Annotated in this window: 13 protein-coding genes and 1 tRNA gene; 11 read left to right on the top strand and 3 right to left on the bottom strand. The window is 37.6% G+C overall.

Annotated features, from left to right (window positions below):
• Nucleotides 1–302: 302 nt before the first annotated feature.
• Entirely contained in the window at nucleotides 303–1,367 is a 1,065-nt protein-coding gene (locus BFM98_RS18685) for a M24 family metallopeptidase (protein WP_066038147.1), read from the bottom strand.
• Nucleotides 1,368–1,576: 209 nt separating this feature from the next.
• On the opposite strand from BFM98_RS18685, the gene BFM98_RS18680 reads away from it, so the two are divergent.
• The 6 genes from BFM98_RS18680 to tsaD all read left to right on the top strand — a co-directional run bounded on the left by BFM98_RS18680 (nucleotide 1,577) and on the right by tsaD (nucleotide 5,252).
• Nucleotides 1,577–1,652, top strand: a tRNA-Asp gene (locus BFM98_RS18680).
• 467 nt (nucleotides 1,653–2,119) lie between these two features.
• Entirely contained in the window at nucleotides 2,120–2,458 is a 339-nt protein-coding gene (locus BFM98_RS18675) for a hypothetical protein (protein WP_048394912.1), read from the top strand.
• A 179-nt stretch (nucleotides 2,459–2,637) separates the two neighbouring features.
• Nucleotides 2,638–3,087 (top strand): tRNA (adenosine(37)-N6)-threonylcarbamoyltransferase complex ATPase subunit type 1 TsaE, encoded by a 450-nt coding sequence (gene tsaE / locus BFM98_RS18670; protein ID WP_054548893.1) that lies wholly within the window; start codon nucleotides 2,638–2,640, stop codon nucleotides 3,085–3,087.
• On the top strand, nucleotides 3,084–3,791 hold the full coding sequence (tsaB, locus tag BFM98_RS18665; RefSeq protein ID WP_066038146.1) for a tRNA (adenosine(37)-N6)-threonylcarbamoyltransferase complex dimerization subunit type 1 TsaB: 708 nt from the start codon (nucleotides 3,084–3,086) through the stop codon (nucleotides 3,789–3,791). Before tsaE ends, tsaB begins: the two co-directional genes overlap by 4 nt.
• Nucleotides 3,784–4,236 carry a ribosomal protein S18-alanine N-acetyltransferase gene (gene rimI, locus BFM98_RS18660; protein WP_054548892.1) on the top strand — a complete coding sequence of 151 codons (453 nt, stop codon included), beginning with the start codon at nucleotides 3,784–3,786 and terminating at the stop codon, nucleotides 4,234–4,236. The genes tsaB and rimI overlap by 8 nt, the downstream gene beginning before the upstream one ends.
• Nucleotides 4,236–5,252, top strand: a complete 1,017-nt coding sequence (gene tsaD, locus BFM98_RS18655; protein WP_048394920.1) for a tRNA (adenosine(37)-N6)-threonylcarbamoyltransferase complex transferase subunit TsaD — start codon at nucleotides 4,236–4,238, stop codon at nucleotides 5,250–5,252. The genes rimI and tsaD overlap by 1 nt, the downstream gene beginning before the upstream one ends.
• Before the next feature lie 435 nt (nucleotides 5,253–5,687).
• On the opposite strand, the gene BFM98_RS18650 is transcribed toward tsaD, so the two are convergent.
• Nucleotides 5,688–7,631: an ABC transporter ATP-binding protein gene (locus BFM98_RS18650; protein ID WP_066038145.1), complete on the bottom strand. Its 1,944-nt coding sequence runs from the start codon at nucleotides 7,629–7,631 to the stop codon at nucleotides 5,688–5,690.
• A gap of 253 nt (nucleotides 7,632–7,884) precedes the next feature.
• Between BFM98_RS18650 and BFM98_RS18645 the strand changes: the two genes are divergently transcribed.
• The 3 genes from BFM98_RS18645 (at nucleotide 7,885) to tatC (ending at nucleotide 9,713) form a co-directional block, all read left to right on the top strand.
• The gene (locus BFM98_RS18645) at nucleotides 7,885–8,520 is read left to right on the top strand and encodes a redox-sensing transcriptional repressor Rex (RefSeq protein ID WP_004224350.1); all 636 of its coding nucleotides are present in this window, start codon (nucleotides 7,885–7,887) and stop codon (nucleotides 8,518–8,520) included.
• A gap of 165 nt (nucleotides 8,521–8,685) precedes the next feature.
• A complete protein-coding gene (locus BFM98_RS18640) occupies nucleotides 8,686–8,871 on the top strand; it encodes a twin-arginine translocase TatA/TatE family subunit (protein ID WP_008176991.1) in 186 nt (61 codons plus the stop codon).
• Nucleotides 8,872–8,888: 17 nt separating this feature from the next.
• On the top strand, nucleotides 8,889–9,713 hold the full coding sequence (tatC, locus tag BFM98_RS18635) for a twin-arginine translocase subunit TatC (RefSeq protein ID WP_048394925.1): 825 nt from the start codon (nucleotides 8,889–8,891) through the stop codon (nucleotides 9,711–9,713).
• Between the two features lie 77 nt (nucleotides 9,714–9,790).
• Here the strand turns inward: tatC and BFM98_RS18630 are convergent, their stop codons facing one another.
• Nucleotides 9,791–10,555, bottom strand: a complete 765-nt coding sequence (locus BFM98_RS18630) for a CPBP family intramembrane glutamic endopeptidase (RefSeq protein ID WP_036075465.1) — start codon at nucleotides 10,553–10,555, stop codon at nucleotides 9,791–9,793.
• A gap of 171 nt (nucleotides 10,556–10,726) precedes the next feature.
• On the opposite strand from BFM98_RS18630, the gene groES reads away from it, so the two are divergent.
• Nucleotides 10,727–11,011 carry a co-chaperone GroES gene (gene groES / locus BFM98_RS18625; RefSeq protein ID WP_004224358.1) on the top strand — a complete coding sequence of 95 codons (285 nt, stop codon included), beginning with the start codon at nucleotides 10,727–10,729 and terminating at the stop codon, nucleotides 11,009–11,011.
• 129 nt (nucleotides 11,012–11,140) lie between these two features.
• The gene (groL, locus tag BFM98_RS18620; protein WP_036075467.1) at nucleotides 11,141–12,772 is read left to right on the top strand and encodes a chaperonin GroEL; all 1,632 of its coding nucleotides are present in this window, start codon (nucleotides 11,141–11,143) and stop codon (nucleotides 12,770–12,772) included.
• The last annotated feature ends 143 nt before the right edge of the window (nucleotides 12,773–12,915 follow it).

Genomic DNA, 12,915 nt, shown 5'->3' with positions numbered 1-12,915 from the left:
GCGTAAGATCGTCGGCAGCGTCAGATGTGTATAAGAGACAGCAAAGAGGTCACACCCGTTCCCATACCGAACACGGAAGTTAAGCTCTTTAGCGCCGATGGTAGTTGGGGGCTTCCCCCTGTGAGAGTAGGACGTCGCTAGGCAAACAAAACAGTCAGCTGTGTGTTGGCTGTTTTTTCTTTTATAAAAAGAGTAAGTACAAAGAATTTATTGTACTTACTCTTTAAAACATTTGTTATATATCAAAGTAAGCAGCTAAACTTCTTTAATGATATCTCCATATAAAACATCACTTTAATGGGCTATAAAATAATGAGTTCCTTAGGAGAGTGAGTGATGACTTCCACACCTTCTTTTGTAACGATAACATCATCCTCGATTCGAACACCACCTACATTAGGTATATAAATACCCGGTTCGACAGTTAGTACCATATTTTCTTCTAACATGTCTTTACATATGGTAGACATAAATATGTTTTCATGGATATCTAAGCCTATACCATGTCCTGCACCGTGTCCGTAATTTTGTCCATATCCCTTTTTAGTAATGAAGTCTCGTGAATAACTATCGGCCTCTTGTCCAGTAATACCAGCCTTCATATTGGAAAGGGCATGCTGTAAGGCACCATAAACTATTTGATATACTTCTTTTAATTGCTCTAATGGTTCTCCAACAGCAATCGTTCTTGTCATATCAGAACGATAACCTCGGTAGTAAGCACCAAAATCCATTGTCAACATGTCACCTTGCTCCACTATTTTAGAGGATGCTACGCCATGTGGGAGTGCTGAACGATGGCCAGAAGCAATAATCATATCGAAGGCTGCACCTGTTGCACCATTTTTTCGCATATGAGACTCTAATTCATAGGCAATATCAAGTTCTGAAATACCTGGTTTGATGAATGTCAGAATATGATTAAACGCCTCATCGGAAATCCATGCTGCTTTCTTAATTATTTCAATTTCTTCTGGTGTTTTAATCATCCGTAAATCTTCTACAATAGTAGGCATTGGTTTTAATATAGCTGTCAATTTGCTCTTCATTAATTGATAGCTAAAATAAGTTACATGATGTTGCTCAAAACCAACAGTTTGAATTAATTCCTGTTCAAGAATTTCCTGAATGGTTTCATATAAATGGTTGCGATCAATCTCTAGTACTTCAAAGGTGTCACACTGATTTGTTGCTTGCTGTGTGTAGCGGAAGTCTACTAATAAAAGTGCGCGTGTATTTGTTACAATAACTGTACCTGCACTACCTGTAAAACCTGTTAGATAGCGACGATTTTGAGCATTTGTGATAATAATTGCATCGGTATTGTGGAGCTGTAAGGCTGCTTGTAATTGTTCTAATTTTGACATGTTATGTTTCCCCCTTCAAAGTTAAATATACTGCAAAATTTGCATCATGTTTAGAGCTTATATGAAAGTAGATGTTGATTATGTGGAAAATGCATTTCAGGATAACCTCTATCCTAGATTAAAGAGTGTTGGAAAATATATTAAAAAAATGTGAAAAAAGATATTGTATATCTATATTTTCTATGATATATTTATAAATGTCTTAAAGAGGTCCCGTGGTGTAGCGGTTAACATGCCTGCCTGTCACGCAGGAGATCGCCGGTTCGATCCCGGTCGGGACCGCCATTTAAATTGATATTACAGTCCTTATGATTTTACATCATAGGGACTTTTTTGTATGTGATTGGAGTATGAATCCAATTCATCTTTCAGGAGTTTATCAGTAAATTAAGTAGAAATTACATGACAAATGAATAATGTCGAAAGGATCAACACTGCCTAGTAGAAACACAGAGGCTAAAAGCATAACATTCTGTGAAGTATTTGAGACCAACTTCCCTTTATTATTTCATAAACAACATCTATTTCCCTAAAACATATCAAGTGTATCTAAAAAATGGCTTAAATCGCTGTGAAATGATCGATAATATTGCCATAAACATAGCGAATTTCATATATTTAACATTATCTAAAAATAGTAAAAATTACCGATAAATGATAGCGTTTCTATAAGGTAAAATTAGAGATGTTTCTAATATAAAGATTAGGGGTAAAAAAGTAGAAGTAATCGGATTGGCTACGGAGGTGTTTATATGAGCAAAGATTATTCTTTTAAAAGTATTTATTTCCCTTTGCTTATTGGTTCCATGATAATGATGGTAGGCTGTGGAGATCCTATTATGGAGATTGAAGAATCAAATGCGTATCACTGGCAAAAAAATATGAACGAAGTAGAATTTGAGAAATTAAAAAATGATATGTCATATATTGAGGTAGTAGAAGCAGCAGGCGGCGCAGGTAAAAAAATCAAAAATAATGAATATCGTTGGAATGATGAAATCTTGATGACACAGGCCTATATAGTAAAATTTAAGGATGATAAACTAATTGGCAAAGAAATCATAGCAGTGAAAGGTCATTCAAACAGATAAATAGTTGTCACGTCTTTGTAAAAGAAGGCGTGTTTTTTTATTTAAATGGCTACCATGTCATAAAATTAGGCTTTTTAACGAAGATAATCTATGTAGGATATAATGATATTGGATGCTTTGAACATTTTCGCTAGTTTAGGTAAACTAGAGGTAATGTAGTGATGAGAGGAAAAATGAGAATGTATGAAATAATCATGAATTCAGTTGATGATACAGAGCGTTTTGCCGTGACACTTGCAAAATTACTAGAAGCTCAAGATACGATTACATTAGAAGGAGATTTGGGTGCAGGCAAGACAACGTTTACGAAGGCCTTAGCAAAAGGGCTTGGTGTGAAGAGAACGGTCAACAGTCCAACATTTACAATCATTAAACAGTATGAAGGACGTTTACCCTTCAATCATTTAGATGTTTATCGTTTGGCTGAAAGTGACGAGGACCTTGGTTGGGATGAATTATTTTATGGAGATGCAGTATCAGTGGTAGAGTGGGCGCATTTAATAGAACAGGATTTGCCACAGAATCGATTAGCGATAGAGATTTATCGGATCGGAGACAATGAACGACGATTTGTGTTAATACCTAGTGGGGAACGCTATGAGGCACTATGTGAGGAGCTAATGAAATGATTTGGTTAGGAATAGAAACAGCGAATACACCACTTTCCGTTGCTATTGTGAAGGATGGAAAAGTGGTAGCTGAGCTGGTACAAAATATAAAATTAACACATTCAGCAGGCGCAATGCCCGCTATTGAAGAGGTATTAGCAAGAGCAGGTTTGAAGGCAGGCGACTTGGATGTTATTGCAGTGTCTGAAGGGCCAGGTTCGTATACAGGGGTCCGTATAGGTGTAACATTAGCGAAAACCCTAGCATGGACATTACAGATACCTTTAGTTGGTGTCTCTAGCTTAAAAGCATTAGCTGCAAATGCTACCCTTTATAATGGATTAATTTGTCCAATTTTTGATGCAAGAAGAGATAATGTTTATACAGCTGTTTATCAAGGAGTGACTCTAGAGGCTCTTGTGGAGGATCATCATGCACATATCGCTGATTTATTAGAGCGTTTAAGGGCATTAGATGCGCCTATTTTATTTGTAGGAACAGATGTGGGCTTATTTTGGGATAACATTGTAGAGGAGCTTGGCGATAACGCTTTTCGTGCACCTTTTAGTCTTGACTTGCCACGTGCAACGGAAGTTATTCGTGTAGGAACTAAAGTGGAATTACCGAGTGTTGAAGCTACTCATCACTTTGTCCCACAATATAAACGAATTGCAGAGGCTGAAGCAAATTGGCTGAAAGAACAGAAGGAGAAAGAACATGAGTAGTGATGTAACTTATCGTAAAATGGTTTCTGATGATGTACCAGCAGTTTATGAAATTGAAGTAGCTTCATTTCCTGTACCTTGGACGTTGGATTCCTTTTACTATGAAGTACATGAAAATCAGTATGCCCATTATGTGCTGGCTGTTGATGCAAGTGGAAGTATTATTGGTTTTTGCGGGATGTGGATGGTTATAGATGCAGCCCAAATTACGAATGTAGCTGTTATTGAGGCAGCTCGTGGACGAGGTATAGGCGAGGGATTAATGCGTGAGGCAATGCAAATAGCTCGTTTACATGGAATGGAGGTTATGACATTGGAGGTACGAGTAACGAACACAGTTGCACAAAATCTTTATCGTAAGCTCCAATTCCAAGATGGTGGTATACGGAAAGGCTATTATACGGATAACGGGGAGGATGCCCTTGTCATGTGGGTGAATTTATAATGAATAATGGATTGATATTAGCAATAGAATCAAGCTGTGATGAAACAGCTGCAGCGATTATACGAAATGGTCATGAAATCGTGTCGAATGTTGTTGCTTCTCAAATAGAGAGTCATAAGCGATTTGGTGGCGTTGTTCCTGAAATTGCATCACGCCATCACGTTGAACAAATTACGATGGTAATTGAAGAAGCATTAGCTCAAGCAAATTTAAAGCCGGTAGATTTGGATGCGGTTGCTGTTACAGAGGGTCCGGGTCTTGTAGGGGCATTGTTGATTGGCATTAATGCAGCGAAGGCTTTTGCCTTTGCGAATAACCTACCAATTGTAGGTGTGCATCATATTGCAGGGCATATTTATGCCAATGCGCTTGTTCAGCCGATGGAGTTCCCTTTATTAGCACTAGTAGTTTCAGGCGGTCATACAGAGCTTGTCTATATGAAGGAACATGGCTCTTTTGAGGTCATTGGTGAAACAAGAGATGATGCAGCTGGTGAAGCTTATGATAAAGTGGCGCGTGTTTTAAATTTACCTTATCCTGGTGGGCCACATATTGATCGTCTTGCTCATGAGGAAGGAGAGGCTGTTCCTTTTCCAAGAGTATGGTTGGAAGAGGATTCATACGATTTTAGCTTTAGCGGTTTAAAATCAGCTGTCATCAATTATAAACATAATATGGATCAACGAGGTGAAGCTATTTCACCAGCAGCTGTCGCCAAGGGCTTTCAGGAAAGTGTTGTTGAAGTACTGACTGCTAAGACATTACGTGCTGCTCGCGAATATCAGGTGAAACAGGTTATTGCAGCTGGAGGTGTAGCAGCAAATAAGGGTTTGCGAATTTCTTTGGAGACTGTATTTGAAGAGGAAGGTATCCCGTTTTTTGTACCGCCGCTTAAATTGTGTACTGATAATGCGGCAATGATTGGGGCAGCAGCTATGCCGATGTTTGAGGCTGGTATTCGAGGAAACTTAATGATGAATGGACGTCCAGGAATGGAGTTAAAATCCTGGGTATAGTATAGGAAAGAGGTATCTATATTTTTAGATATCTCTTTTTTTTAATTGTCGAATAATTGTTGATAAAAAAGAACCGTGCTAAGGGAATAGTCAGTAGAGGCATCACAATTGACAAATTTTTCAGAAAATTATCCACAGGTAAAGGAGCGAATTAAATGGCGAACACGCGTACTTATGCACAAATTGTTGATAACTTGTGTATAACTTGTGATTATTCAATATATAGTAGCTGGTTTTATCCGATAGAATGTGGATAAAATAAATTTTCATTGTGGACAATGTGGAAAACTCTGTTGATATGTTGGTACTACTAGATTTGTAGTGTGAATAAAACTGTGGGCATTTTTTGTCGAAAAATAGCACTTGACCAATATATATGAAAAATGAAGACAAGTAAAGAAAAAGCCATGTGACCTTTCACATGGCTTACATCATTTACATACTAATATTTTCAAGTTCTTCATTTAACTCAAGCCATTCTAATTCTAATAGCTCATGCTGTTCTTTAGCAGTTGCTAATTCTGCTTGAAGCATTGAAATTTTTTCATGGTCGGTAAAAATGGCAGAGTCACAAAGAGCTTCTTCTAGTCTTGCAACAATAGCAGATGTTTCTTGCATCTTGCTTTCTAAATCTTCAATCGTACGTCTAATTTGACGTTCACGCTTTTTTGCTTCTTTATCAATTTTTGATGTAGAGGTTTTATCAGGTAGGTCTTGCTGTACTTGTGGTTGGGAGGCAGCCTTCATTTGTGCTAGCTCCAATAGTTCCTGCTTTTTCTCAACGTAATAATCGTAGTCACCTAAATATTCAAATGAACCCGTTCCAGATAACTCCACCACTTTTGTTGCGATACGATTAATGAAGTAGCGGTCGTGTGAGACAAATAGAAGCGTACCTGGATAATCAATCAAGGCATTTTCTAATACCTCTTTGCTATCTAAGTCCAAATGATTGGTAGGCTCATCTAGAATTAAGAAATTAGCCTTTTGCATCATTAGCTTTGCGAGTGCAAGGCGTGCTTTTTCACCGCCCGATAAAGAGGATACAGCTTTATCCACATCTTCACCACTAAAAAGAAAACGCCCTAATACAGTTCGAATATCTTTTTCGTTCATGAGTGGCCATTCATCCCATAATTCTTTTAGGACACTCTTATTGCTCGATAGCTTTGCTTGCTCTTGATCATAGTAGCCGATTTGTACATTCGTACCATAACGAATACTACCTCCAAGAGGGGATAAATCTTTTACAATTGTTTTTAATAATGTCGATTTACCAACTCCGTTTGGGCCAACAAGGGCAATACGATCCTCACGAAAAGTGCGGAGGTTTATCCCACTAGAAATGGTACGATCGTTATAACCTATCGTTAATTCATCAACAGATAAAACATCATTTCCACTTTGACGTTCAATCGTGAAACCGAAACTAGCGGATTTCTCATCACCATCTGGCGATTCCATCCACTCGGTACGTTCAAGCATTTTACGTCGACTTTGTGCCATTTTTGTTGTAGAAGCACGTGCAATATTTTTTTGGATAAAATCCTCTAGCTTGGCCTTTTCATCTTGCTGACGTTCATAGAGTTTGACATCACGCTCATAATTTTTAGCTTTTTCATCTAAATATGCACTATAATTACCCGGATATTTGGTAACGCGATGACGAGATACTTCGTAGACAATAGAAACGACTTGGTCTAAGAAGTAGCGGTCATGGGAAACAATTAAAATAGCGCCTTCATAGCCCTTTAAATAGGATTCCAACCAAGATAGTGTTTCGATATCTAAATGGTTCGTTGGCTCATCGAGAATTAAAAGATCTGGTTTACTAAGTAAGAGCTTAGCAAGTGCTAAACGTGTGCGCTGTCCACCAGATAAGGAACTGATGGGTTTGTCATAGTCTTCGGAATAAAATTGCATACCATGAAGGACTGACCGTATGTCTGATTCATATTGATAGCCACCTGCATCTTTAAACGTATGCTGTAAATGATCGTATTCCGACATAACTTTCGCATACATAGTAGGGTTTTCATAGACAGTAGGATCAGCCATTTGTTGTTCAAGTGAGCGTAGCAGCTGTTCTTGGGCTAAAAGAGATTCAAATATAGTCATCATTTCATTCCAAATTGTTAGCGTAGAGTTTAATCCTGCATGTTGCTCTAAATAGCCTATTTGAATATCCTTTGGGATAATGATATCACCTGAATCATAAGACATTTGACCAGCAATTATTTTTAATAAAGTAGATTTACCTGCACCGTTTCGTCCTACTAAGGCAACACGGTCACGGTGTTGAACTTCTAATTTAACACCACTTAAAATTTCATCTGCAAGAAAGGATTTAGTTAGTTGATTGACCTGTAAAACAATCATTCTTGACACCTCAATTCTACCTTAGTGTAATGGATGAACGATTTGCATGCAATGTCCGTGCTTTACTTATTCCTAGCAGTCATGTAAGATTGAAACGATTTCTTTTTAGTTAGCTGCGTATAAGGCGCCATTAACTAAAGAGAAATACAGCAGGGGATTGCAAAAATGTTGTATATTGTTAAGGATGAATGTATTAAAATTAGTAGTTAAAGACAGTAAAATTGATGGAGGTACATCATAAGGAGGAAAAAGTTTGAAACAAGAATTAAAAATTCCACAAGCCACTACAAAAAGACTTCCTCTTTACTATCGATTTATTCAAAACTTTGCACAAGAAGGTATGGAACGTATTTCGTCGAAGGAATTGAGTGAAGCGATGAAAATAGATTCTGCAACTATTCGCCGTGATTTTTCTTATTTTGGTGCACTTGGGAAAAAAGGTTATGGCTACGATGTGCAGCATCTATTACAATTTTTTAGCCAGACGCTTGATCAACATGAAACGACAAAAGTAGCGTTAATTGGTGTGGGGAATTTAGGCAGTGCATTATTAAAATATAATTTTCAAAAAAACCATAATACACATATTGTGGTAGCATTCGATTCAAAAGCACCGAAGGATGGCAAAATGATCAGTAACATTCCGGTTTTTCATCCAGATTTATTGGAAGAAAAATATGCAGAATACGGTGCAGAGCTTGCTATTTTAACCGTTTCACCACGCTCCGCTCAAAAAATGGCGGATCGCTTAGCAGCCATGAATGCAAAGGGAATTTTAAACTTTACGCCAGAGCGATTAACAGTACCTGATAGAATGCAGCTTTTAACCATCGATTTATCGGTAGAGTTGCAAGCGCTTATTTATTTAATTCGTAATCAGGAAGAGTGAAAACCATACATATTTTTTAGTGTAATTCACCGTTTCTGTCAAATAGATAATTTAAATAAAATGAGGTCAAATCAGTGAGTGTGACGAAAAACTTTCACATATAATTAGTTAGCAAAATGGCGAAATATGCGTTAAAATGATGGATATAAAGAGGAGGTGGCTGTAATGGGTGGTATTGGTCCTATGAGCCTCATTATTATCGGAGTTGTCGCGTTACTAATTTTTGGTCCTAAAAAGTTACCAGAGCTTGGTAAGGCATTTGGTTCAACACTACGTGAATTCAAAAATGCTACTAAAGGTTTAGCCGACGAAGATGATGATGATAAGAAAAAGAAAGAACTAGATAAGTAAGTTAGGATGTTTGAGGAATGAATCCAAAAGATCTAACTGTCATTGAGCATATAGAAGAATTAAGAAAACGGCTGTTCATTGTTGCCGTTTTCTTTGTTCTAGCTATGGCCGGCGCCTTTTTTGTCGCAAAGCCACTTGTAAAATACCTTCAAATGACTGGAGCCAAATATAATATAGAGCTTCATGCATTTGATGTAGTCACACCACTTGCAATTTATATACAAGTTGTTTTTATAATTGCATTTATTCTTTCATCACCCGTGTTGATGTATCAATTATGGTCGTTTATTAGCCCTGGATTAAGGGAAGTAGAGCGTAAAGCAACTCTAAGCTATATTCCGTATTCATTTTTATTGTTTCTTGCAGGGTTATCTTTTTCGTACTTTTTACTATTCCCATATGTCATCAAATTCATGATGAATTTATCGAATGATTTGGAGATACAGCAAACCATTGGTATACATGAGTATTTTACATTCTTGTTTAAGCTTACAATACCGTTCGGTTTCCTTTTCCAGTTGCCAATTGTTGTTTTATTCTTTTCACGAATTGGCATATTAAGTCCGGAATTACTAATTCGTATTCGTAAATACTCGTACTTCGGTTTATTTGTATGTGCTGCGATTATTGCACCACCTGAGTTGGCTTCGCATTTAATGGTTTCAGTTCCGCTGTTTATTTTGTATGAAATTAGTATTATGATTTCACGAATTGGCTATAAGAAATATCTTAAATCCGAAGAGATTCGATTAAAAGAAGAACAGGAAGCGGAGCAAAAGCGCCAGATTGAAGAAGCACTTGAGCAGCAACGACGACAAATAGAAGAATTGAATCAACAGTAATAAATAAAGCTCGGTGCCCTAAATGGGACACCGAGCTTTTGTGTTATTTTTGCATCTTACAAGCGCTTTACAAAAATTTATTGCATTTTTTCGAGTTCTTGAAGAAACTTTTGCAATGGTTCCGCATAGAATTGTACAAGTGTCACAAATCCATTAAGCATGACGTGTGCAATAATAGACGTCCAAATGCGCTTTGTTTTGTGATATAAAAAGGCGAAAATTAAACCACAAATGGTATAAAGCAAGATATGTGAGAAGTCGAAGTGTATAATCGCAAAGAAAATGGCACTCACAATTGCTGCCACCCAGAAATTTGTTGTTTGGACAAGCGAGCCAAAGATCACTCTACGGAAGACGAATTCTTCTAAGATTGGCCCGAATACAACAATTGCTAATATGGCGATGGGAGCACCTTTAGCTATCGCGACAATATCTGCAGTATTTTGTGAGCCTCCTTCAATACCGAAAACAGCCATCTCAATAGCTGCACCAATCATTTGTCCAAAGAACACTAGGAAGAAGCCGATGATTCCCCACACAATTGTAAGAGGTATCGTTTCTTTTTTTCCTTGATAAATGTTCCAAAATGCTTTATCTCGAGATGTAAGGATTAAGCTTAAAATGAGCGCTACTGCAAAACTTAGTGCAATATACCAACCTTGAGTAATAGGAGCCGCTTGTTCAGAAGCTAAACCAGTTACCTTCATGATGAGCTTATGGAACGGTAAGAGCAACCATCTGCTAGAGATTTGCATCAAGATATAAATCAGCAAAACATACAGGGCTGTTTTTTTATGTTTCGTTACTTTTTGAGAATTAGTCACAGTCAAAATCCTTTCCATTCATATGCTTCCTTTCTATTGTAGAGGAATATGGAAAGAAAACAAAATTTTTTGAAGTTCTGACTTGCAAAAAAAAGAGTGATTGATTATCATAATAATTGTGTTAGCACTCATTGATATAGAGTGCTAATAAATATCAACAATTATTTAACTATTAGGAGGTTGTTTCACTTGTTAAGACCACTAGGAGATCGTATTGTAATTGAACTAATCGAGGTAGAAGAAAAATCTGCATTCGGTATTGTACTACCTGACTCTGCAAAAGAAAAACCACAAGAAGGTAAAGTAGTAGCAGTTGGGACAGGTCGTGTATTAGAGAACGGGCAACGTGTAGAGCTTGACGTTAAAGTTGACGACCGCATTATTTTCTCTAAATACGCTGGCACAGAAGTTAAATTTGAAGGTAATGAATACCTAATTTTACGCGAAAGCGATATTCTTGCAATTATTGAATAAGAACTTTAAAGGCACCTTACGTAAGGTGAATACTTATTGTTTGCATAACAAATGTGACAATAAGGTGAAATTGATATAAATATATTGAAGAAGCTTAACGAATATTCCATTTCAGGAGGGTAAATTCTCATGGCAAAAGATATTAAATTCTCAGAAGACGCTCGTTCATTAATGTTACAAGGTGTAGATAAATTAGCAAATGCAGTAAAAGTAACATTAGGACCAAAAGGACGTAATGTTGTTTTAGAAAAAAAATTCGGTTCACCACTTATTACAAATGATGGTGTGACAATCGCTAAAGAAATCGAACTAGAAAACCCATACGAAAACATGGGAGCAAAATTAGTAGCAGAAGTTGCTTCTAAGACAAACGAAATCGCTGGTGATGGTACAACTACAGCAACAGTATTAGCTCAAGCAATTATTCGTGAAGGCTTGAAAAACGTTACAGCTGGCGCAAATCCAGTAGGTATCCGTAAAGGTATCGATAAAGCAGTTGCTGCAGCACTTACTGAATTACACGCTATTTCTCGCCCAGTAAGCAATAAGGAAGAAATTGCACAAGTTGCTGCTATTTCTGCTGCAGATGATGAAGTTGGACAACTAATCGCTGAAGCAATGGAACGCGTTGGTAACGATGGAGTTATTACAATTGAAGAATCAAAAGGCTTCACAACAGAGTTAGATGTAGTTGAGGGTATGCAGTTTGATCGTGGTTATGCTTCTCACTACATGGTAACTGACACAGATAAAATGGAAGCGGTTCTTGATAACCCATACATTTTAATTACTGATAAAAAAATTACAAACATTCAAGAAGTATTACCATTATTAGAACAAGTGGTGCAACAAGGTCGTCCACTTTTAATGATTGCTGAAGATGTAGAAGGTGAAGCTCTTGCAACACTTGTTGTGAACAAACTTCGTGGTACATTTAATGCTGTAGCAGTAAAAGCACCAGGTTTCGGTGATCGACGTAAAGCAATGCTTGAAGATATTGCTATCCTGACAGGTGGCCAAGTGATTACAGAAGAATTAGGCTTAGACCTGAAATCCGCTGATATTTCTGCACTTGGTCGTGCAGCAAAAGTAGTTGTAACAAAAGATAACACAACAATCGTTGAAGGTGTAGGCGGAGCAGACGCGATTGAATCACGCATTGGTCAAATCCGTGCACAACTTGCTGAAACTACTTCAGAGTTCGATAAAGAAAAATTACAAGAACGTCTTGCTAAATTAGCAGGTGGTGTAGCAGTTATCAAAGTTGGTGCTGCAACAGAAACAGAGCTGAAAGAGCGTAAACTTCGTATTGAGGATGCTTTAAACTCAACTCGTGCGGCTGTTGAAGAAGGTATCGTATCAGGTGGTGGTACAGCACTTCTTAACGTCTATGCAGCAGTGGAAAAAGCGGCTGAAGCAGTAGAAGGCGATGTAGCTACAGGTGTGAAAATCGTTCTACGTGCTTTAGAAGAGCCAGTTCGTCAAATTGCTAATAATGCTGGTCTTGAAGGCTCAATTATCGTAGATCGTCTAAAACGTGAAGAAGTTGGCATTGGTTTCAATGCAGCAACTGGCGAATGGGTAAACATGATGGAAGCAGGCGTAGTAGACCCAGCAAAAGTAACTCGCTCAGCTTTACAAAACGCAGCATCAGTTGCAGCCCTATTCTTAACAACAGAAGCGGTTGTAGCAGATATCCCTGAAGCAGCACCAGCAATGCCAGATATGAGCGGCATGGGCGGTATGCCAGGAATGATGTAAGATTTAGCTTAGCCTATAAGCTTAATTTAGCAAGTAAATATGACCACTTTCCATAATTTTATGGAAAGTGGTTTTTTATTTTGATTTCTTATTAGAACAGGCTATTTAAGTGGATTATTCATCTGCTAAATGTATGAATAATT

Source organism: Lysinibacillus sp. AR18-8 (assembly GCF_001705465.1).
In the GTDB taxonomy this organism is placed as follows: Bacteria; Bacillota; Bacilli; order Bacillales_A; family Planococcaceae; genus Lysinibacillus; species Lysinibacillus capsici.
Note: the sequence above shows the minus strand (reverse complement) of the source record. Positions and strands in the feature narration are given on the sequence as shown.